The sequence below is a fragment of the Photobacterium carnosum genome (genome assembly GCF_002849605.1).
Lineage (GTDB): Bacteria > Pseudomonadota > Gammaproteobacteria > Enterobacterales > Vibrionaceae > Photobacterium > Photobacterium carnosum.
Genome location: NZ_NPIB01000022.1, coordinates 28,141 through 49,642, shown reverse-complemented (window position 1 = coordinate 49,642; position 21,502 = coordinate 28,141). Strand labels below are relative to the sequence as shown.

Annotated in this window: 19 protein-coding genes; 11 read left to right on the top strand and 8 right to left on the bottom strand. The window is 39.3% G+C overall.

What is annotated here, in order from left to right:
* Window positions 1-99: 99 nt before the first annotated feature.
* Entirely contained in the window at window positions 100-828 is a 729-nt protein-coding gene (gene rpsB, locus CIK00_RS15825; RefSeq protein WP_101769631.1) for a 30S ribosomal protein S2, read from the bottom strand.
* Window positions 829-1,198: 370 nt separating this feature from the next.
* On the opposite strand from rpsB, the gene map reads away from it, so the two are divergent.
* Together map and glnD are read left to right on the top strand one after the other, a co-directional pair.
* Window positions 1,199-2,038 (top strand): type I methionyl aminopeptidase, encoded by an 840-nt coding sequence (gene map, locus CIK00_RS15820; protein ID WP_101769630.1) that lies wholly within the window; start codon window positions 1,199-1,201, stop codon window positions 2,036-2,038.
* Window positions 2,039-2,174: 136 nt separating this feature from the next.
* A complete protein-coding gene (gene glnD, locus CIK00_RS15815; protein ID WP_101769629.1) occupies window positions 2,175-4,796 on the top strand; it encodes a bifunctional uridylyltransferase/uridylyl-removing protein GlnD in 2,622 nt (873 codons plus the stop codon).
* A 72-nt stretch (window positions 4,797-4,868) separates the two neighbouring features.
* On the opposite strand, the gene CIK00_RS15810 is transcribed toward glnD, so the two are convergent.
* The 3 genes from CIK00_RS15810 to CIK00_RS15800 form a co-directional block, all read right to left on the bottom strand.
* Entirely contained in the window at window positions 4,869-5,330 is a 462-nt protein-coding gene (locus CIK00_RS15810; RefSeq protein WP_101769628.1) for a flavodoxin, read from the bottom strand.
* 147 nt (window positions 5,331-5,477) lie between these two features.
* Window positions 5,478-6,215: a tRNA pseudouridine(65) synthase TruC gene (gene truC / locus CIK00_RS15805; RefSeq protein ID WP_101769627.1), complete on the bottom strand. Its 738-nt coding sequence runs from the start codon at window positions 6,213-6,215 to the stop codon at window positions 5,478-5,480.
* Window positions 6,216-6,224: 9 nt separating this feature from the next.
* Window positions 6,225-6,542: a YqcC family protein gene (locus tag CIK00_RS15800; RefSeq protein WP_101769662.1), complete on the bottom strand. Its 318-nt coding sequence runs from the start codon at window positions 6,540-6,542 to the stop codon at window positions 6,225-6,227.
* A 166-nt stretch (window positions 6,543-6,708) separates the two neighbouring features.
* Here CIK00_RS15800 and CIK00_RS15795 point away from each other — a divergent pair, with 166 nt between their 5' ends.
* The 4 genes from CIK00_RS15795 to CIK00_RS15770 all read left to right on the top strand — a co-directional run bounded on the left by CIK00_RS15795 (window position 6,709) and on the right by CIK00_RS15770 (window position 11,073).
* Complete coding sequence (locus CIK00_RS15795) at window positions 6,709-7,749, top strand: DUF3549 family protein (RefSeq protein ID WP_373322850.1); 1,041 nt, start codon at window positions 6,709-6,711, stop codon at window positions 7,747-7,749.
* A gap of 34 nt (window positions 7,750-7,783) precedes the next feature.
* Window positions 7,784-8,098: a DUF3301 domain-containing protein gene (locus CIK00_RS15790; protein ID WP_101769625.1), complete on the top strand. Its 315-nt coding sequence runs from the start codon at window positions 7,784-7,786 to the stop codon at window positions 8,096-8,098.
* A gap of 2,446 nt (window positions 8,099-10,544) precedes the next feature.
* A complete protein-coding gene (locus tag CIK00_RS15775) occupies window positions 10,545-10,775 on the top strand; it encodes a DUF2789 family protein (protein ID WP_101769624.1) in 231 nt (76 codons plus the stop codon).
* A 25-nt stretch (window positions 10,776-10,800) separates the two neighbouring features.
* On the top strand, window positions 10,801-11,073 hold the full coding sequence (locus tag CIK00_RS15770; protein WP_101769623.1) for a hypothetical protein: 273 nt from the start codon (window positions 10,801-10,803) through the stop codon (window positions 11,071-11,073).
* A gap of 39 nt (window positions 11,074-11,112) precedes the next feature.
* Here the strand turns inward: CIK00_RS15770 and CIK00_RS15765 are convergent, their stop codons facing one another.
* Both CIK00_RS15765 and syd read right to left on the bottom strand, forming a co-directional pair.
* Window positions 11,113-11,889, bottom strand: coding sequence for a Zn-ribbon-containing protein (locus CIK00_RS15765; RefSeq protein WP_101769622.1), 777 nt, complete (start codon window positions 11,887-11,889; stop codon window positions 11,113-11,115).
* 3 nt (window positions 11,890-11,892) lie between these two features.
* Entirely contained in the window at window positions 11,893-12,447 is a 555-nt protein-coding gene (syd, locus tag CIK00_RS15760; protein WP_101769621.1) for a SecY-interacting protein, read from the bottom strand.
* An 86-nt stretch (window positions 12,448-12,533) separates the two neighbouring features.
* Between syd and queF the strand changes: the two genes are divergently transcribed.
* The 5 genes from queF to xni all read left to right on the top strand — a co-directional run bounded on the left by queF (window position 12,534) and on the right by xni (window position 19,920).
* Window positions 12,534-13,385 (top strand): NADPH-dependent 7-cyano-7-deazaguanine reductase QueF, encoded by an 852-nt coding sequence (gene queF / locus CIK00_RS15755; RefSeq protein WP_101769620.1) that lies wholly within the window; start codon window positions 12,534-12,536, stop codon window positions 13,383-13,385.
* Between the two features lie 121 nt (window positions 13,386-13,506).
* Window positions 13,507-15,786 (top strand): tetratricopeptide repeat protein, encoded by a 2,280-nt coding sequence (locus CIK00_RS15750; protein ID WP_101769619.1) that lies wholly within the window; start codon window positions 13,507-13,509, stop codon window positions 15,784-15,786.
* 132 nt (window positions 15,787-15,918) lie between these two features.
* Window positions 15,919-17,466 (top strand): GGDEF domain-containing protein, encoded by a 1,548-nt coding sequence (locus CIK00_RS15745; RefSeq protein ID WP_101769618.1) that lies wholly within the window; start codon window positions 15,919-15,921, stop codon window positions 17,464-17,466.
* A 223-nt stretch (window positions 17,467-17,689) separates the two neighbouring features.
* Complete coding sequence (gene ppnN / locus CIK00_RS15740; RefSeq protein ID WP_101769617.1) at window positions 17,690-19,063, top strand: nucleotide 5'-monophosphate nucleosidase PpnN; 1,374 nt, start codon at window positions 17,690-17,692, stop codon at window positions 19,061-19,063.
* A gap of 77 nt (window positions 19,064-19,140) precedes the next feature.
* Window positions 19,141-19,920, top strand: a complete 780-nt coding sequence (gene xni, locus CIK00_RS15735) for a flap endonuclease Xni (RefSeq protein WP_101769616.1) — start codon at window positions 19,141-19,143, stop codon at window positions 19,918-19,920.
* A gap of 80 nt (window positions 19,921-20,000) precedes the next feature.
* Here xni and rlmM read toward each other — a convergent pair whose 3' ends face one another.
* Window positions 20,001-21,086: a 23S rRNA (cytidine(2498)-2'-O)-methyltransferase RlmM gene (gene rlmM, locus CIK00_RS15730; protein ID WP_101769615.1), complete on the bottom strand. Its 1,086-nt coding sequence runs from the start codon at window positions 21,084-21,086 to the stop codon at window positions 20,001-20,003.
* 10 nt (window positions 21,087-21,096) lie between these two features.
* Window positions 21,097-21,498: a DUF423 domain-containing protein gene (locus CIK00_RS15725; protein WP_101769661.1), complete on the bottom strand. Its 402-nt coding sequence runs from the start codon at window positions 21,496-21,498 to the stop codon at window positions 21,097-21,099.
* Window positions 21,499-21,502: the final 4 nt, after the last annotated feature.

Here is a 21,502-nt window from a genome sequence, read left to right as displayed (position 1 = left end):
TGAATTCGTTAAGTAAAAATCAGGGGCCAAATCGGCCCCTGGTAACCATTCTTAGTTTACGCAAGGTAACTTAAGATGCTTATGTAAAGCAGCAGGCTATTAAGCTTCAGCTACAAAACCGTCTTCTTCTGCTTGAACAACGATATCTTGGTTACGAGCTTCTTTAACAGTTTGAGCTACAGCACCAGTATAAAGCTGAATCGCGCGGATTGCGTCATCGTTACCTGGGATAACGAAATCAACGCCATCTGGATCAGAGTTAGTATCAACAACAGAAAATACTGGAATACCTAGGTTATTAGCTTCTTTGATTGCAATGTGCTCACAATCAGCGCCGATTACGAACATTGCGTCTGGTAAGCCGCCCATGTTCTTAATACCACCTAGTGATTTCTCAAGCTTTTCCATTTCGCGAGTACGCATAAGCGCCTCTTTCTTGGTTAGCTGCTCGAAAGTACCATCAATAGATTGAGCTTCAAGTTCTTTAAGACGCTTGATTGATTGACGAACAGTTTTCCAGTTAGTCAACATACCACCCAACCAACGGTTGTTTACGTAGTACTGATCACAGCTGATTGCTGCTTCTTTGATTGATTCGCTAGCTGCGCGCTTAGTACCAACGAAAAGAACTTTACCTTTACGTGCAGCAATTTTTTCAATTTCAGCTAGTGCTGCATTGAACATTGGTACAGTTTTTTCTAGGTTGATGATGTGTACACGGTTACGAGCGCCGAAAATGAATGGCTTCATTTTTGGGTTCCAGTAACGAGTTTGGTGACCAAAGTGTACACCAGCCTGAAGCATGTCGCGCATTGATACAGTTGCCATTGAATAATCCTCTAATGGGGTTAGGCGTCCACATATCCCATCTTAAAACCGACCCTATGATGGCGTATAACCATCGTTATCTAGTATAGATAACTGAGCACCCCGGCAGATGTGTCGATATGTGTGAATAATAAATAAAAGTATGTGTAATCCAATCAAATTGCACCATTACACACATTAATTCACCAACGAGTGGTTAAATTATTGCTTATAACAGAAACAAAATCACTGTTTACGGCGCGCTTTATATCATAGAACAGCCAATAAAATCCAGTCAAAATTGGATATGAGAACTAATCTTATCTTTCCTTTAACCCCTTGCGACTGGTAATATAGTCCTACACAGAAACATACAGATTGAGACGATTTTATGAGCATTAAGATCAAAACGGCTGAAGAAATTGAAAAAATGCGTATTGCTGGCCAACTAGCTGCTGACGTATTAGAAATGATCGAACCGCATGTAAAGGCGGGTGTGACGACAGAAGCGCTAGACCAACTTTGTCATGACTACATCACACAAGTTCAACAAGCGATTCCAGCGCCGTTGAACTACCACGGCTTTCCTAAATCTGTGTGTACTTCGATTAACCACGTTGTTTGTCACGGTATCCCTGCAGCAGCAGATGAGATTGTTGTAGAAGCTAACGGCAAATATAACAAACCAGCAATATTGAAAGATGGCGACATCATTAATATTGACGTGACAGTGATTAAAGATGGTTACCACGGTGATACTTCAAAAATGTTTGAAGTAGGTGAAGTATCTCTTGAAGACAAACGCCTTTGTCGCGTTGCTCAAGAAAGCCTTTATTTAGCAATCAAAAAAGTAAAACCTGGCGCGAAAATTGGCGATCTTGGCACTGCCATTCAAAAATTCATCAAAGCAGGCAGCAGCCGTTTTTCTATCGTGAAAGATTACTGTGGTCATGGTATTGGTAACGAATTCCATGAAGAACCTCAAGTAGTTCACTACAAAAATGGTGATCGCACTGTAATGAAAGAAGGCATGTGTTTCACTATCGAGCCAATGATTAACGCAGGTAAATTCAGCTGTGAATCAGACGAGCAAGATGGTTGGACTGTCTATACTGTTGATGGTAAAAAATCAGCACAGTGGGAACATACTCTACTTGTTACTAAAGATGGCTGTGAAATATTAACACTACGTAAAGAAGAAACACTGCCTCGTCTAATGCATAACGTATAATTCGTCATCTGCATTATTGCAGCGGCTGAAATCAAAAAAACCGACCTTCTGTGTCGGTTTTTTTATACCTAACGATACAGTTCATGATTCGAAATGGTTATAGTAAATATAAGATACCCTTACCGCACGGACAGCCATGACAGATATTTCAGCGACTCAACTTTCTGATTACCTCGACGAGGCCATTACTCTCGACAGCTTACGTAGTGCCCTATCCCATTTTGCTGAACAACAAAAACGACAATTTAAACAGCAAAAGTCCATTATTGATTTAGTGACCGAACGCAGTCACTTTATCGATCAATTATTGATTCGACTATGGCGCTTTTATGGGTTTGAACAACAACCGGATTTAGCCTTAATTGCCGTTGGCGGCTATGGCAGAGGTGAATTACACCCGCTGTCTGATGTCGATCTACTTATCTTAAGTCAGCACCCATTAGAAGAGGCTGTCGCAGCTAATGTCAGCGCGCTAATAACGTTATTATGGGACTTACGCTTAGAAGTCGGTCAAAGCGTACGAACAGTTGATGAATGTATCGCAGTTGGTAAAGATGATCTTACTGTCGCGACGAATTTAACTGAATCACGCTTTTTATGTGGTAACCAGCAAACCTTTCATCAATTAACGGTGGCGATTAACTCACCGCAGTTTTGGCCAAGCGAAATATTCTTTCAAGCAAAATGTGAAGAACAACGGGTACGCCATGCCCGCTATCACGATACTACCTATAATCTTGAACCCGATATAAAATCAAGTCCCGGCGGGTTACGGGATATTCATACCTTAAGTTGGGTCGCACGGCGTCATTTTGGTGCCACCAGCTTATTAGAAATGAGTCACCACGGTTTTTTAACTGATGCTGAATACCGCGAACTGGTTGAATGCCAAAATGCGTTATGGCAAATTCGATTTGCACTGCATATTGAATTGCGTCGCTATGATAATCGGCTCACCTTTGATCACCAGACATCTGTCGCAGAAAACCTCGATTATCATGGTGAAGGTAATCAAGCAGTCGAAATGATGATGAAGGCTTTTTATCGCATTTTACGTCGCGTAGCAGAACTCAATAAAATGCTATTACAGCTGTTTGATGAGGCGATCATAAAACCAGATTCTCGGCTTGCGCCCATTGTACTCAATGATGATTTTCAATTACGTGGCAATTTAATCGAAGCCACCAAACCGGCCTTATTCCAAGCACGGCCAGAAACCATTCTCGATATGTTTCTTCATATTGCGCAAAATTCTGATATTGAAGGTATTGCCGCGCCTACCCTACGTCAATTACGCACGGCAAGACGTCGTCTCAATCGTTTTCTTATCGAGATCCCAGCAGCCCGTGAAAAATTCATGGAATTAGTGCGTCAACCTAATGCACTTCAAAAGGCATTTCAATTAATGCATCGTCACGGGGTTATTGCCGCCTACTTACCCCAATGGAGCCACATCGTGGGTCAGATGCAATTTGACTTATTTCATGTGTATACCGTTGATGAACACAGTATTCGAGTGATTAAAAATCTACATAAATTCAATGATCCTAATCAGCATTCACAGCATCCAATTTGTTGTGAGGTTTATCCGCGTTTAATCAAAAAAGAAATCTTAATCTTAGCCGCAATATTTCATGATATAGCAAAAGGTCGCGGCGGGGATCACTCTAAATTAGGCGCAGTTGATGCTTATGATTTTTGTATTAAACATGGGTTATCTCACCCCGATGCAGAAACGGTGTCATGGTTAGTACAAAAACATTTATTGATGTCAGTTACGGCTCAACGACGTGATATTTATGATCCTGAAGTGGTGGCAGAATTTGCGAAACAAATGGGTGATGAAGAACATTTAGATTATTTGGTGTGTTTAACCGTGGCTGACATTTGTGCCACTAACCAAGATTTGTGGAATAGCTGGAAACGAACTCTATTAGCAGAACTTTATTACTCAACCCAAAAGACATTGCGTCGAGGGTTAGAAAAAACACCTGATATGCGCGATCGCATTCGTCATAATCAACAGTTAGCATCGGCAATATTACGCGGTAAAGGTTTTATGCCCCGAGATATTGAAGTGTTATGGCGTCGCTTTAAAGCCGATTACTTCTTACGCCATACTCATAAACAACTCGCATGGCACGCTCAAGCATTATTAAAGCACACCGGCGATAAGCCAATCATATTAATCAGCAAAAAAGCCACTCGGGGTGGCACGGAAGTATTTATCTATAGCAAAGATAAAGCCAAGCTATTTGCGATTGTAGTTTCAGAGTTAGATAAGAAAAATCTCAGTATCCATGATGCCCAAATCATGAACAGTAAAGATGGTTATACGCTTGATACATTTATGGTGCTTGATCCTAACGGCAAAGCGATTAATGAAAATCGTCATATGGGGATCATTCGAAATCTAACTAAAGCACTAACAGTAATGAAATCTGAACGTAAAATTCGTCGCGCGCCACGTAAACTGCTCCATTTTAATGTGCCAACAAAGGTTGAGTTTTTATCAACTAAAACTGGACGTAAAACCATGATGGAACTAGTTGCGCTAGATATGCCAGGTTTATTAGCTAAGATAGGCGCGGTATTTGCAGATCTTAATGTCAGTTTACAAGCTGCAAAAATAACCACTATCGGTGAGCGTGCTGAAGACTTTTTTATTATTGTTAATGATATTGGTGGTCGTTTAACTAAAGAGCAGCAACAGTTATTACGCGAAACGCTGATTCTTATGATCAATAAGCATGCTTAAATAATACTGAGACAACACCGTATTCAACTACGGTGTTGTTCTTTTTTAATGATAGTTACAACTGTAATTATCCTATGCAGCAGCTTGCTGAGCACTAGCAACAAATTGAGAAAACCATAAATCAGCAACGTCTAACGGATCAAAATGCACCCCAGCATCAATATCTAATCGAGGCTGCACTGGTTGAGAATGCAACTCAGCGAGTAGTGCATCAAATTTACGTCCGGCACCACAAAAACGATCTTCTCCATAGCTAGAATCACCTAATGCTATTACACCGTAATGTTGCTTAGGCAATAACGGGAATTGATCTTTCAATGCAACGTACAGAGGCAATAGATTCTCGGGGATCTCACCTTGCCCCGTTGTCGAAGAAATCACTAACACGGTATCAGCATCATAAGCCATAAAATCATCTAACGTTGAGTCAAAAAAAATCTCAACTTGCGCCGATGTTAATTTAGCGGCTAATGTTTCTGCTAACTCTTCTGCTCCACCATATACAGAGCCTACAAATATGCCTAACTTATTCATTGTCCGCTCTCCTTTGCTGTCAGACGTCCTCAATAAGGGACTATTACCAATCTGGCAATTACACTAAAGAAAAGCAAGTACTGGAGTGAATTTAAGCTAATAAGTTTGCGCTATCGCCCATTCATCGCCATTGATCACTATTTTATATTACACATTTAACAGTAATGAAGGTGACCAATTAAATATGGTCATAACACGCAACCAGACATCATCAACCTCAGCACGAATATCAATTGCAGCACCAGTGAGCGGATGATTAAATTGTAATCGTGACGCATGCAACATCAAACGATGACAATCAAGGCTTTCACGGAACATACGATTATGCTTACCATCACCATAGTTAACATCACCAATCATATGATGATCTAAATGATGCATATGACGACGTAATTGGTGTTTACGTCCTGTTTCTGGTTTCAACTCGATCAAACTATAACGACTGGTCGCATAACGTCCCACTGCAATATCAGTTTCTACTGTTGCTAGTGGTGTATACGCAGTTATAGCTTCTTGCGGCTCTTTATCTTCAGTTGCTTTTTTGTCGGCAATTTTATCCAACATGACTTTAAGTGGGTAATCCAACACTGCCGCTTCTTTGATCCAACCTCTCACAATCGCATGATAAGTTTTATGCATTTCTCGCCCAGCAAATACTGGCATCATCATTGCTGCTATTTCACTGGATAAACCAAATAAAAGCACCCCTGATGTTGGTCTATCTAAACGATGTAATGGAAATACATGCTGACCAATTTGATCTCGCAATGTTTGCACTACAAACACGGTTTCATGGCGATCTAACCAAGATCGGTGAACCAACATACCCGCAGGCTTATTAACTGCAATTAACGCATCATCTCGGTATAAAATTTCCAGTTCCATTCTACTCACTTAGTATTTAAACAGTTGATCAATTTCACGAACAATCGCCACAATATCTATTATCCCTTCCTGATTTTTCATTGCTTCTTCAACATAAGGAGAAATAGCAAACTGAGTCGGTAACGGTAAGCGTTGTACTATTAAATAATGTAATTTTGGAATAAAAATCCATTGTAACCATTGATGACAATCTAAAGTATCAATCGCAAATGGTTCTGTACTCGCCAACGCTTGTGGTTCAGGCGTAATAGTTTCCCAATAGTGATGATGTTGTAATATGTTTTCTAATTGGGTGAGTAATTGCTGACTTTGATGATACTTATCCATCATAACCCCTCATCTTTGTTGATAATAAAAACGGCGCAGGATAGCATTTTGACTCAACAGCCCCAACTATATTATGGTGATTAGCTACCTATTCACAGGTATGCTGAGTTAATACGATTACTTATATTGAACGCGCTAAATTGAAGGAGCTTTATTTATTATGTCCATGGAAACATTTCATACTTTAACCCAATTGCTTGATAACGCAGGTTGTCGTTACAATATCTTTGATTTAGGTCGTCGAGTAAATAAAATTGATAGCGACCAATTTAAAGCAGTTGAAGAAAATCGTCAGCCTTATCCATGGCCACTTCAACAGCATGCTCATATTGCAATTTCATTTTGGCAGGATCAACAACCACCTTGGGTATGGTTTTTACGCTTACCGCTTGATGAGCGAGGACTGTTAAAACAAGCCGCTGTCGGTGATTTTATTAAGTATGTCATTGAAGCCATGGGTGCTAGTTTAAATAGTACCCCGACAGAAGAAGAACAACAAAAGCTCGCCAATAACCCTTACACGTTTAAGCCCAATGATGACAAAATGGCGATATTTAACGCCCAACTACGGGTATTATTATCATTACCACCTAGCCAATATTATGCTGATGCACAAGCTTATTTATCAGGTCAACAAGATTGGCAGCAATGGCAACATATTGGTTTGCAAGGATTGGCTGATATCTGCGCCCGTATGCCACAACACAACAATGCGACCTCTTTACGTAAGGCATTAAACCATCTACCAATGACACCACTGTATGCGTTGTTAGGTTGTCTTGAGCATTGTCCAATTCCAGCGCCTCTTACCCAACGAATAACAGAACGATTAACGCTAGAATGCCAACAGCAACAACCCGATTTATTTTTGATCTCAGCTTTAGTTCGTGCTCTCGCAGGGAGTTCCTCTCAACAATTACAACAAACATTGACCACCATTTTAAACCAACCTTCCTTATGTCACCGAGAAGTACTTATCGCGATTGCTGGGCGTTGTTGGTGTGGTTTTACTGATACCAATGTTGCATCATTATTTTTACTACGTTTAGCTGAAACCCAAGATCAAACCTTGTTTAACCAATTATTTACTGATCTCGTCATGCAGCCATTATTACGTGGCATCATGCTACAAATACTTCATGGTCAGGCGGATCCAGCACTGATCGATGCGATTCAAAAACTACAACAACATGCTAAAAATCACTAATAGCATTTATTGTCTCTAAGGAGCTGTTTATTATATGGATAATCTGTTCGGCATTTTAATTATTGCTATTATCGGTTTTTTATTTTGGCAACAACGACGTCAAACTGAATTAGCACAGTATTATATTGAGCAACGTTGCAAAAATATGGGCTTACAAATGATCAGCTTTGCTCGCGGTGAACAAAAGCTCAAAGATCATCATGGTGAGTGGGGATGGCGAACAGTATTTGTGTTTGAGTTTTCAGCTGATGGGATGGATGTCTATCAAGGCTATATTGAAATGAAACGTTTACGGGCGAGCTATTTTTATGTACCACCGCACCGTATTCCAGAAGGCTGTGATTATTAATCGTTATCTTTTTTAAAAAAGAAAGGACGTGACAATCATTATTGTCACGCCCTTAGATATTACTTTTGCAGCAATCCAGCTACTGTCGTGCTCCCTGCTATCAATCCTTGATATACTTAAATCCCCAAATAAATCTTAACTTCATCCTAGAAGTCATTCTTCGGTAATCCCTGACCCATCAGCATATCCAACACTGACTCTCTCTCTGTAATGAGGTGTCCTTGATGTTCCTAACTTCACTCTGAAGTAAGTTCCAATTTCATCCTAGAAAGTTGTTATCCTAACAAATAGATATCTTATCTATTGCCCTCTCTCCTAGAGGATCCTATGCATCCAGCAAGATGATAATCCACACCATCTATTGCTCATCCTGAGCGGCCAACTCCATGGCTATCCCTTAATCCTTGTCAGCTCCAGCTGATAGATTCATATTACCCCATTAAAAAAATGACGCAATAACAAATAATCTATTAATTATAATTAACAAGTTTTCATATATTATGAATAATAATAAGCCACTGATAAATAATAATATTTATCTTTAATTACAATATAAACTGATAAAAATACCGAAATAATCCTACACTTTAGTAAGAGATCTCTTACAAAACCAATAGAAAAACGCTATCACGAATAATTATATAGTGCGAGGTGCGAGGTGCGAGGTGCGAGGTGCGAGGTGCGAGGTGCGAGGTGCGAATAAAAACAAGTCACTCAGAAAGAATCAAATTTAATCTTGCTGTAATAAAATAGATTCTTTTATAGACAGCACAAAAAAGAGAGGGCGCGACTTTCGTCGCGCCCTTAGGTCTTACGTGCAGCAATCCCGCTACTATGTCGCTCCCTGCATCCATCCTTTGACTACTGTGTTCCGTCAGTATTGTCCTTTATGCTTCATCCTGAAGCTGTTCCTGTGGTCATCCTAACCCGTCATCACATCCTGTTCTGACTCTCATCTCCTTCCTGGAGGTGTCCTTTACTTCATCCTGAAGTGATCCTTTATGCCTCAAATCCTAGAGGTGTTCCTTACTTCATCCTGAAGTGATCCTTTATGCCTCAATCCTAGAGGTGTTCCTTACTTCGTCCTGAAGTTATCCTAGCCTTCCTGACAGGTAAACATCCTGCTTACCTTTTTTACCGCATCCTACGGTGTTCCCTTCACATTCCATGTCTGATAAACCATCCTAGCTTACCAGTATCTCATCCTGAGACTGCCTGTATCCGTGGCGTTTTCCTGTTCCCTTATGTCGGTTCCTTCCGACACCATTGATAATATGTGAATTACCTAATAAATCCTATATAGCTCAAAATATCTTTTTTACTTTCTTATAATCAAACAGCTTAAAAACAAAAACAAACAACTAAAAAACAATGTGTTACATTTAAAATATGATCATATGAACATTACCATCATGCTTATCTCCCACAGGTTTGTAAGAGATCTCGCACACAACGAGTAGTTAAAAGCCATTCATCATTTATCATACTTAGTCATATGAAGTAAAATATTGTTATTATACAGATAAATAAGTGCGAGGTGCGAGGTGCGAGGTGCGAGGTGCGAGGTGCGAGGTGCGAGGTGCGAGGTGCGAGGTGCGAGGTGCGAATAAAAACAAGTCACTCAGAAAGAATCAAATTTAATCTTACTGTAATAAAATAGATTATTTTATAGACAGCACAAAAAAGAGAGGGCGCGACTTTCGTCGCGCCCTTAGGTCTTACGTGCAGCAATCCCGCTACTATGTCGCTCCCTGCATCCATCCTTTGACTGCTATGTTCCGTCAGCATTGTCCTTTATGCTTCATCCTGAAGCTGTTCCTATGGTCATCCTAACCCGTCATTACATCCTGTTCTGACTCTCATCTCCTTCCTGGAGGTGTCCTTTACTTCATCCTAAAGTGATCCTTTATGCCTCAATCCTTAAGGTGTTCCTTACTTCGTCCTGAAGTGATCCTTTATGCCTCAAATCCTTGAGGTGTTCCTTACTTCGCCCTGAAGTGATCCTCGTCTTCCTGACAGGTAAACATCCTGCTTACCTTTTTTACCGCATCCTACGGTGTTCCCTTCACATTCCATGTCCGATAAACCATCCTAGCTTACCAGTATCTCATCCTGAGACTGCCTGTATCCGTGGCGCTTTCCTGTTCCGTTGTGTCAGTTCCTTCCGACACCATGAAGATTACGCTTTTCATTATTATTCACAATAGATGCTTAAACATGCTGTAATATATTTTTTCATCTCACTGGAAGATAAAAATAAAAAAATAATAATAATCAATAAGTTAATATTAATCTAATAGTCATATCCTATAATAAAAAGCTTAATGTCTTACACGTATGTGAGAGATCTCTTACAACAACATTAGCAATTTGTCTAAGGTGACTATTTATACTGAGATCCACTATACTCACAGTCAGATAATACATTGCTAAATAAGGAATCGAGATGGAAGCATTTAATCACAATTTAGCTAATTTATTCAGTCAATTAGGTTTAGATAACTCAACAGAATCTATTGAGTATTTCTTACAAACGCATCAATTAGAGCAACAACAAAAATTATCTGAAGCCCCTTTTTTTACTTTTGCTCAACACCAATTTATTAATGAAGCACAGCAGCAAGATGCTGACTGGTGTGAAGTGATTGATCAACTAGATACTTTACTTCGAAAATAATCACTTTGTTTACCAAGGAACCATGATGTCAACCATCACTCAAGAAATAGAACAGGCGATAGCAAGCTTAGTGGCTGAAAATAAGCAACCATCAATAGCACTGATTAAGGCTCGCCTTACCACATCACTGCCTATTCCTGTGATTATAAAAGCCCTACAAGCATGGCAAAAAAATGCAAAAGTACCGCACATAGAAAAACAACAACGAGTATTAACCGCAGACCAACGTATTGAACAACTTGAACAACAAGTACTTGCACTTTCTACGCGTTTAGCACGATTAGAAGCCGATCGTTAATCATAAAAAAGCACCTTGTTTTTAAGGTGCTTTTTGTCTTCACTGAAAGTTCCACGACATATTGGACACAATTCGACAACGATCGCATTTAAAATGGAACAAGCCGTGCAGCGCTTCTGGCACTCGCCACTCGCCACCACAACTTGGACATCGACGGGCTAATTCAGCGGCTTTACTTTCACCACCAACACGGTATTGATAATAATAAGTTGGTACCTCAGTTATAGTTTCGATATGACGACATAATCCACGCCCACGAACAAACAATTCACTGTCTACATCACCAATTTCAGCCAATGCCATGCTTACTGCAGTTGGACTCTTAATCGCCATTTGAATTTCATCAAAAGCTTGCCATTCTGTCTGCCACTTAATGATTGCTTTATAATCATCATCAGTCGTTGCCCCAGTCTGATATAACGGGATTGGCAATAATGTATCGCCACTACGAAGCGGTGAACAACTATGAACATAAGTGGTGTAAAGCACTTGCCATGAAGGTGAAAAGCTTTCAGCAACTGAGTCTGAATTAAGATCAACCCCTAATATTTTTATTTTTGGTGTAAGCAAACACGCGCGCGTTAATTGCTCATAACATTGATTTACTTGAGGGCTATTATAACGAGAATGAAGGCTTTCTTTCTCGGGACACACAACACGAACCCGAAAGATACCATCATCAATAACGACAGGAAATTCACGTCCAAGTACTTGACCGTTATAGCGCAACGTATCCATTAAGCTATTAATAGCAGTATCTACTTGCGATAACGTTGTGTTATCAAAACATTCAAATTGTAACTCAACAACAAACACGTGTTATACCTCGGCGACTAATGGCTTTAATTGTTGTAAGAACGTAGCAACATCAACCGCTAATGGCTGACGAATATCCTTACCTAATGTTTCTAACACCACTTGGCCGGTCATATTACAAATAGAAATCACTTGTAATTCATCATCTACAACCGCAATAAATACTGTGGGTTTCAGCTTCATTCGACGTTGAGTCACCAAATGCCCTAAAATATTTTGCTGTAAACGTTCAATATCATCATCATTAAATGCTTGTAATAAATCCAGTGATAAATCACCAAACATAGCGCTCATATCACCGCTATATTGCGATCCATAAAAAGCATTGATATCACTATGAAGTGATAAATCCATGCCTTTTTCGACGCCTTCCAAGCTAATTATCGGCTGGCGGTCAATCGGTTTCCAAGTCACATTTTGACCGTCATCAACAACGACACAAGGTGAAATAAGCCCAACTAAATGCTCACTTACAGGGAAACCGCGATCTGCATCACACCATGCTTGTAAATAACGAGCAGAAAAATCAGATAAAGCGCAGGTAACAGGATGATTCATTCGCAACCTCATAAAAGATTAAGTAAACTTTAGGTTTAAACCGTTTCGACGGATATCTATTCTAATCCAAGAGTGTCATAGACAGTATGAGTAAATATAAAGACGCTAAAGAATTAGCAGGTTTAACCCTTGGCAAAAAAACAGAGTATAAAGATCAATATGATCCATCATTACTGCAACCTGTACCAAGAAGCTTAAACCGTACCGATATTAATATCAGTAATGATGCACTGCCATTTACTGGCTATGATATTTGGACATTATACGAATTATCTTGGCTCAATAATAAAGGCTTACCACAAGTTGCCATTGGTGAAGTTCGCTTACCCGTGACAAGCCCAAATCTTATTGAATCAAAATCTTTTAAATTATACCTGAACAGCTTTAATCAAACTCGTTTTGATAACTGGCAAGATATTGCAGATACCCTCCAAATCGATTTGTCTCGCTGCGCAGGTGAAGATGTTGATGTCACCATTCAACCTCTGACTGATTTTAACGAGCAGCCGATTGTTAATTTCTTTGGTGAGTGCATTGACGATCAAGATATTGAAATTAAAGATTATGTATTTAAACCTGAATATCTTGAGGGTGCTGCTGATAACAACGATATTGTAGAAGAGATTGTTCACAGCCATTTATTAAAATCAAACTGTTTGATCACTAATCAGCCAGATTGGGGCAGTGTACGTATTGCTTATAAAGGTAATCGTATTGATCGTGAAAAATTACTGCGTTATATCGTGTCATTCCGTAATCACAATGAATTCCACGAACAATGCGTTGAGCGTATTTTTAACGACATTATGCGTTTTTGTCAGCCTGAATTACTGACAGTCTATGCGCGTTATACCCGTCGTGGCGGTTTAGATATTAATCCATATCGTACTAATATGGGTAAAACCCCAAGTGATAATTTCCGTCTCGCACGTCAGTAATTAGATCCTAACGACGAATTCAACATTAAGTCCGGTAAAAACCTTTACTTTGCTGGACTTGATGCCTTAACACAGTAAAATCAACACTATCTTGTGTGTTATTCTGCTGTTTTGAGACTATATGACTTTTCGCGGCCTATTTCTTTCTGGGTTAGTATTACTAACAACTTCATTTGATCTTCAAGCAAAACTTTATAGCTCACCGCCCCTTATTGAAGCATATAGTTTATTAGTTAATCAGCCACAGCAAACACTCATTATTACTCAAAACTATCTAGAGCAAAGACGTTTAAGCCAACCTCAAGATCCATCACGCATCCACCTTAATGGTGAGGCCGATCAATCAATACGAACGCCACTTAATACCGTTAATGCCCTACAACTCCAAGCTCAAGCTTTATCATTATTACAACACCCAGAACAAGCAATTAATGTTATTAAAAAAGCAGAAAAAATCGCATTTGTTAATGATTTCATGTTCAGTGTCTTTGAAAGTCGTATTTTATTAGCTAAATTTTACTGGGTTAACTTAAGTAATAGTGCAACTGCCCTAAAAATGCTTAATGCTCTTAGCGTTGAGATGAAACATTCACAGCCCATAACGCTGACTAAACAACTACAAAAATTAAAATATCAATCACTGATGCTACGCGCCCTAATTGAATCAAGTATTGGGAAAGATGAAGCAGCAGAAAAACTCCTGATCAAAGCCAAAGGTTACTTAATCGCATTTGACGATAAAGATGAAACTATTAACTATCAACTCACCTTAGGCCAACATTATTTACGTCATCATCATTATGATATGGCACTCGACCGCTTATTAAGTGGTTATTGGTTAGCTGTTGAAAATGAAGATCAACCACAAATTGCGCGTGCTAATTATGAATTAGCCCTACTGTTTGAAAAACGCCATGTATTTGATAAAGCATTAGAGCATGCAACTCAAGCGGGAGAGTACTTTGAGCGCTATAAGCGTACTCAACAATTAGCAAAAACATTAACCTTAATTGCCTCTATCTATGAACAACAAGGGCGCTATAACCTTGCATTAGTACATTACTTTAATGCGCTTGACCAAGAAAACCAGCTTAAACATGATGTTCGTTCCGCAAGTTTACGGCTTAATATTGCACGGGTTTATTTACATTTATATAACTATCCTAAAACAGAGCAATATATTGTTCAGGCACGTAATCTTGCCCTGCAAAGTGGCAATGAAAATATTGTAGCAGAAAGCCAAATTCTACAAGGTAAGTTAGAGCTAGAAAAAGGTAAATTAGATGATGCAATTACCTCATTACAAGCTGGTTTAATTTCAGCAAGCCGTATTGGTGCAACAAATTTACAATTAATGGGCGAGTCAATATTATCAAAAGCGTTTGAAAAACAGAATGATTACTACAACGCTTTACTCAGCCAACGCCGTTATGAACAACTGTATGCTGGCAAACAAAAAAGTGCTACCCAAAGTAATACTGAAGTATTTAAGCAACAACAAAAAATGATGGAACGCTCACTTAAACTTGAAGAAATGGAGCGTGAACAATTCATTAATAAGAACGCGCTATATAAACAACAACAAATATCTTTATCCTTAATTGCTGTCTTAGTTATTATGTTTTTACTGTTATGGCGTCGCCAACACATTAATAAACAATTAAAACAACAACTCACTAAATTAACCACAGATTACTATACTCACCCACGTAGCGGACTACGTAATCTACGAATGCTTAATGCTCGTTTAGCTAATTCTCTCCAAAAAAGCAGTGCCAACTTTGAACAATGGCACCTTGGTGAAATTATTAATGAACCGTTAAGCGATCGGTTACGCTTTGCCTTATTTGAAGTCTCGTTTTTAAAAAATATTTATCTGGAAAAAGGTTACCAACAAGGGCTTGCTGCTGAAAAGGAATTTGGTGATTATTTACAACAACAAGTATTAGAACCCGCGCGTATTTATCATTTTTCCGATGCGATGTTTTTATATATTGAACCCAATGCACGTTTGAGCTGTGATCCCAAGCAGCTTGCCGACTCAATCCAGCAGCTAATTGATAATTATACCTTACCGTTAGGTATCGAAAAATCATTACAAATAGGCATGGCTGAATATCCCTTTTTACCACGATCATATACGGCGATTAATGACCACGAATTAATTGATATTTTACTAATGACTGTTGATGCTGGCGTCAGCCTCAATAATAAATATTCAGGTAGCCACTGGGTTCACTTATCCGCGATTGATGCCGCCCCTGCCGCCAGTTTTGTTAGCGATAACATTCGTCGTTCTTGTATTGACGGAATAAAGAAAGGATTAGTAAAAGTACACAGTTCGACTAACAATGAGATAATTTGGAACTACGATCACAATCTTAATAAAGATATCAATTAAATATATAAATGCGCCAAAACTTTGTAAAAGTTCACTAACTATTATGTTCTATTTTTGGTAGCATGTTTCGACGTTCAAAGTAACATTATGAATTAAATGACTTTTAATTATATTAATGCAGATGCATAACCAATGACAGATATCAGTGCCATTGTTGCCGAAGTCAGTATTCTCAAGCAACAATTAGACAGATCTCAACTTTCTTACCGTGATTCTAATCTAAAATCGCGGCGTGAAATTGTAATATTAAAACGTCTAATCACTCGATTAACCATTGCCTGTCGTGGACTCGATAATGACCTTGATAGCACATTACAATCAATAACCCATGATCTTGAACAACCCTTAGATATTAGTCGACTCATTCCTCGACTAGCGATTGTTGAACGGCTAGTTACTCAACAAGCTGATGTGATCCAACATCAAAATAACCACTTACAGCAACAAATTAATCAACGCAGTCATACCCTGAGACAACACCAAGATTTACCCATGTCATTACAACAAGATTTAGATCATCTTGTTAGCCAACAACCAACCACGTTATTAGATAATCATCAGCGTATAGTTCGCTTACTTGAACTGTATGAGCGCAGTATAAAATTACTAACCGCCACCAATAACAAAACCACACTATCTAATGATAATCAGCCCAACTTTAGTGTTGAATTGGTTGCTGAATTACAACAAATTATCACCGAAATAGACTTTACCAATGATCAAGGTCAGCAACTGTTTTCTATTCGCAATCAATTAGCAGAAGGTGTTGATCAACAAACACTATTGGCTTTATTAGTCCAAGTTTTACGTCTTATTGTCTCTGGTACTCACAATGAACGTTATGCATCACAACAATTTCTAAATATACTTAATAGCGATTTAGCTTCATTACAAAAAAACACCGCTAAAACGGCCAGTTCTTTTTCTGTCTTACATCAACATCGACGTGATTTTAATACTGGTATATCAACAATTGTCTCTAATATTGATCAACAACTTAATACACCAGAGGCGGTTACTTCATCATGGAAAAATATTGCGTATGAATTACAACAATTAGCACAGCGTAATAGCCAATTAGAGCAACGGGAACAAGCGTTAATTGAGCAGTTAAATCATAACGATAATAAAGTGCAGCAGTTACAACAACAAACGTATAGTTATCGTCAACGACTAAGCCAACAAGAACAAAATATTTTTCGAGATAAATTAACCTTAACCTATAACCGCTGCGCGTTTAATGATCGTATTGAACACGAATATCAACGCTGGTTACGCTATCAAAATCCATTACTTTTAGTACTGATTGATATCGATAATTTTACCCAGTTAAATAATGACTATGGTCACCATGCGGGTGACAAAGCACTTAAAATTATCGCGCAAACTATTAGCCACCAGTTAAATCCAACCGATTTTATCGCTCGCTTTAATGAAGACGCCTTTATATTATTAATGACCGATATTGATCAGCAACAATGTCAGCAATTAATGAACGATATTCAGACCGCAATCACTCAATTACCATTGCATTTTAAAGGTCAGAGTATTTCGATGTCAGCGTCTATTTGTACTTCATTTTTCAATAATAATGACACGCCTAAAGATGTCATCCACCAGATTGAAACCACACTGCGTCACAGCCAAATTCAACGTTGTAACACTGTTATTCATCAATAATTAACCCGCCTCAACAATCGTGTCTATCGCGATATTAGGTTCTTATATTATTACTATCATTTACTGGTCAAAGATAAAATCACTGTGTATGGTAATGAAAGAAAAACAAATTATCTTACTGTTCTTTATTTGATTTTTGCACCAGTCCTGTGGTGAACACACCTTGCTTCTGCCTTATATTAATAAAAGAACATGCTGTTTCATCATTACCAGGGAGGTTATTATGATAACGCATATCAGCCCTATCGGCGCTATGAACCTATTGTCTCAAATAGAAGCCGACAGCCTAAAAGCAACCGCATCCAGTGATTTATACCGCCTCTATCGAAACTGCTCACTGGCAGTTTTAAACTCGGGCAGCCATACGGATAATTCCAAAGAATTACTTGAAAAACACCGTGATTTTTCGATTAATTTATTACGTCGTGAACGTGGTATTAAAATCGAGCTGGTGAATCCACCTGAGCATGCTTTTGTTGATGGTCGTATTATTCGTGGCATTCAAGAACACATGTTTTCAGTATTACGCGATATTATTTATGTCGATATGCACATCGCACGTCGTAATGACATTGACCTAGCCAGCGCCCCGCACATTACCGATTTTGTATTTAGTCTGTTACGTAATGCTCGCACCCTACATGCAGGTGAAGATCCTAATATTATCGTGTGTTGGGGTGGCCACTCAATTAACCCAATTGAATACCAATATACCCGTGAAGTCGGTAATGAATTAGGGTTGCGTGAACTCAATGTTTGTACAGGGTGTGGACCTGGCGCTATGGAAGGACCAATGAAAGGTGCTGCCATTGGTCATGCTAAACAACGTTACTCTGGCAGCCGCTTTATTGGCTTAACTGAACCATCCATTATTGCCGCAGAGCCACCAAACCCGATAGTCAATGAGCTGGTTATTTTACCTGACATAGAAAAACGATTAGAAGCCTTTGTGCGAGTGGGCCATGGGATCATTATTTTCCCCGGTGGCGCAGGTACAGCAGAAGAGCTGCTTTATATTTTAGGGATTTTGATGCATCCCGATAACGCAGAACAACCGCTACCATTGATCCTCACCGGCCCTAAAGAAAGTGAAGCCTATTTCCGTACCCTAGATGACTTTATTCGTGACACATTAGGTGAAGCCGCGACCCAGCATTATCAAATTATTATTGGTGATCCCACCGAGGTGGCACAAGTAATGAAAGCATCAATGGCTCGCGTAAAAGAACACCGCTTAGCCACGGGTGATGCTTATTGCTTTAACTGGTCTCTGACGATCCCTAAAGATTTCCAGATGCCATTTGCGCCAACACATAAAGCGATGGCGAGTTTAGATTTGCACATGGATCAACCGAAAGAAAAACTGGCGGCTAATTTACGTCGAGCATTCTCTGGTATCGTGGCAGGTAATGTCAAAGAAGAAGGCATTCATGAAATTGAGCAATATGGCCGATTTAAGATCGATGGTGATAAAGTCCTGATGCAACGGATGGATAAACTATTGAAAAATTTTGTAGAGCAACAACGAATGAAACTACCCGGCACTAAATATGAGCCTTGTTATGAAATCGTTAACACTCATGACCAAACAAAATAATATCGTCATTTAATTACAGTTTTGCGTACAATAAGGAGCCTAAGCGCTCCTTTTATTCATCTACATAGAATTAATTTATGGCTATCCACCTTGTTATTATTGATGCATTAAATCTTATTCGTCGCGTTCATGCAGCGCAACCAGGGCAACCCGATATCGACAATACTGCCAGGGTGTGTTGTCAGGCATTACAGAAAATCATTAATAGTACCGAACCAAGCCATATTGTCGCTGTGTTTGACCATAATAGTAATGATCGTGGTTGGCGAGCAGAATTATTGCCGCATTATAAAGAAGGCCGTAAACCAATGCCGCCAGAACTGTTAACGGGTATGGATAACATTCAAGATGCATTTATGGCAATAGGCATTGATTCATTATTATCAGAGGGTGATGAAGCGGATGATTTAGTAGCAACCTTGGCATTAAAAGTTGCGTCTCGTCACGAGCAAGTCACTATCGTTTCAACCGACAAAGGGTATTGTCAGTTACTGCAACCTACCTTACGTATTCGTGATTATTTTCAGCAGCGCTGGCTTGATAGCCCATTTATTGAAAAAGAATATGGGGTTAAACCACAGCTGTTAACTGACTATTGGGGATTAGCAGGGATCAGTTCCAGTAAAATCCCGGGTATTGCAGGCATTGGCCCCAAAGCTGCTGTTGAACTATTAAGTCTCTACCCCACTCTTGAGGCAGTTTTAACGGCTACCGATCTTGCCCCTAAATGGCACAAAAAAATCATCGGTAATGAAGAAACAGCACGTGCATCAAAAGCGGTAGCAAGCCTAAAAACTGATTTAGAACTTGGCTTTAATTTACAAGATATTCGTTACCATGAAGTCAATCAAGATTAATTCAGCATAAATTCCAACCATAAAAAAACGCCACCCTCAAAAGGATGGCGTTAATAATAATCCGTTACACTTCATGCAAATTAATATGCAGAGCGATTATCTAAGCGTTGAATATGTACCGTAATTTCTTCACGGTCATGGTACAAATGCTTAGCCTGAAGCTTAAACTTAACCCCATTTTTAATCAGTAGTACTTTTAGATTTTCAATATCTTGTAGCACTTCGTCATAACGGCCTTTCATTGGCAGTTTAAGGTTAAAAATAGCTTCTTTTGCCCATGCTTTAATTAACCATTCACCGATAAGGTGCGCCACGCGGGCTGGTTTTTCAATCATGTCACATACAATCCACGTAATATTCTTACGTGCTGGCTCATATTTAAAACCATCAACTGCGTGATATTTAACTTGGCCAGTATCCATTAAGCTTTGCGCCATGATGCCATTATCAATCGCATGAACAAACATCGAACGTTTCACTAATTGATACGTCCAACCACCAGGACAGGCACCTAAGTCAACACTCCACATACCCGGCGCTAAACGCTCATCCCACTCTTCACGAGGAATAAACACGTGAAATGCTTCTTCTAATTTCAACGTTGAGCGGCTTGGCGCATCTGATGGAAATTTAAGACGAGGAATACCCATAAAGAACTGTGAGTTATTTTGCGTGAAAGAATAGCCAACAAAACAACAACCAGGGGCAATAAAGCACACGTGTAACACTGGTTTTTTATGGTTATCTTTAACGTATAAAATATTACGCTTACGCATTGCTTGACGTAATGGCACTGTAAATTTACGACAGAATTTTAATAGCTCTTTCGCTTCATTAGTATCCGGTGTTTCAATGCGTAAATCACCACAGATAGGAAAACCTTCACCAATTGCTTCTAGAATAGGTGAAATACGATCTTCTGTTGGCAAACCGGTTAGCATTGCTGATGTTGCAAACATTTGACGAGCAAAAATCAACTGCGAAAATGGCTGCAATTGAATAAACTTATTTGCATCACCTGCTTGGTAAAACTCAAATAACACATAACCTGAATTGTTTTTCGCCCGAGGGAAACCAAACAATTCCAGCGTATTTGCTTTGTCTTGAACCTCTCCGGCACATTCTTTTTCAAAGCCAGGACGACAGTACAATAAAACTTGATTCACGTTGGAACCCTCAAGCTGAAGGCCAGGTGGCTATTGCAAGCATCACCCAGCCAATAATAAAACATATTCCGCCCATCGGAGTGACGGGACCAAACCACTTAATGCTGGTTAAAGCTAACGCATATAAACTGCCACTAAAACAAATTATACCGAGGCCAAAAAACAGCGCCGCGTATGATAACGCTTTTGATGGCAAAAAGCGTGACAATATTCCACAAGCTAATAATGCCAAGGTATGCCATGCCTGATATTGAACCCCAACTTTAAACACATCAAGTAAGTGGGGTGTTAATATGCGACTTAATCCATGCGCAGCAAATGCACCCAATGCCACCATGACTACACCACTGCATGCAGCACACACTAACATTAATCGTGATTGATGACGCTGTTTAACGGTTAATTCAACCATCATT

What these genes read in the sequence shown, in the direction of transcription:
- rpsB (WP_101769631.1), bottom strand. Translation starts at nt 828, where the DNA reads ATGGCAACTGTATCAATGCGCGACATGCTTCAGGCTGGTGTACACTTT.
- map (WP_101769630.1), top strand. Translation starts at nt 1,199, where the DNA reads ATGAGCATTAAGATCAAAACGGCTGAAGAAATTGAAAAAATGCGTATT.
- glnD (WP_101769629.1), top strand. Translation starts at nt 2,175, where the DNA reads ATGACAGATATTTCAGCGACTCAACTTTCTGATTACCTCGACGAGGCC.
- CIK00_RS15810 (WP_101769628.1), bottom strand. Translation starts at nt 5,330, where the DNA reads ATGAATAAGTTAGGCATATTTGTAGGCTCTGTATATGGTGGAGCAGAA.
- truC (WP_101769627.1), bottom strand. Translation starts at nt 6,215, where the DNA reads ATGGAACTGGAAATTTTATACCGAGATGATGCGTTAATTGCAGTTAAT.
- CIK00_RS15800 (WP_101769662.1), bottom strand. Translation starts at nt 6,542, where the DNA reads ATGGATAAGTATCATCAAAGTCAGCAATTACTCACCCAATTAGAAAAC.
- CIK00_RS15795 (WP_373322850.1), top strand. Translation starts at nt 6,709, where the DNA reads ATGGAAACATTTCATACTTTAACCCAATTGCTTGATAACGCAGGTTGT.
- CIK00_RS15790 (WP_101769625.1), top strand. Translation starts at nt 7,784, where the DNA reads ATGGATAATCTGTTCGGCATTTTAATTATTGCTATTATCGGTTTTTTA.
- CIK00_RS15775 (WP_101769624.1), top strand. Translation starts at nt 10,545, where the DNA reads ATGGAAGCATTTAATCACAATTTAGCTAATTTATTCAGTCAATTAGGT.
- CIK00_RS15770 (WP_101769623.1), top strand. Translation starts at nt 10,801, where the DNA reads ATGTCAACCATCACTCAAGAAATAGAACAGGCGATAGCAAGCTTAGTG.
- syd (WP_101769621.1), bottom strand. Translation starts at nt 12,447, where the DNA reads ATGAATCATCCTGTTACCTGCGCTTTATCTGATTTTTCTGCTCGTTAT.
- queF (WP_101769620.1), top strand. Translation starts at nt 12,534, where the DNA reads ATGAGTAAATATAAAGACGCTAAAGAATTAGCAGGTTTAACCCTTGGC.
- CIK00_RS15750 (WP_101769619.1), top strand. Translation starts at nt 13,507, where the DNA reads ATGACTTTTCGCGGCCTATTTCTTTCTGGGTTAGTATTACTAACAACT.
- CIK00_RS15745 (WP_101769618.1), top strand. Translation starts at nt 15,919, where the DNA reads ATGACAGATATCAGTGCCATTGTTGCCGAAGTCAGTATTCTCAAGCAA.
- ppnN (WP_101769617.1), top strand. Translation starts at nt 17,690, where the DNA reads ATGATAACGCATATCAGCCCTATCGGCGCTATGAACCTATTGTCTCAA.
- xni (WP_101769616.1), top strand. Translation starts at nt 19,141, where the DNA reads ATGGCTATCCACCTTGTTATTATTGATGCATTAAATCTTATTCGTCGC.
- CIK00_RS15725 (WP_101769661.1), bottom strand. Translation starts at nt 21,498, where the DNA reads ATGGTTGAATTAACCGTTAAACAGCGTCATCAATCACGATTAATGTTA.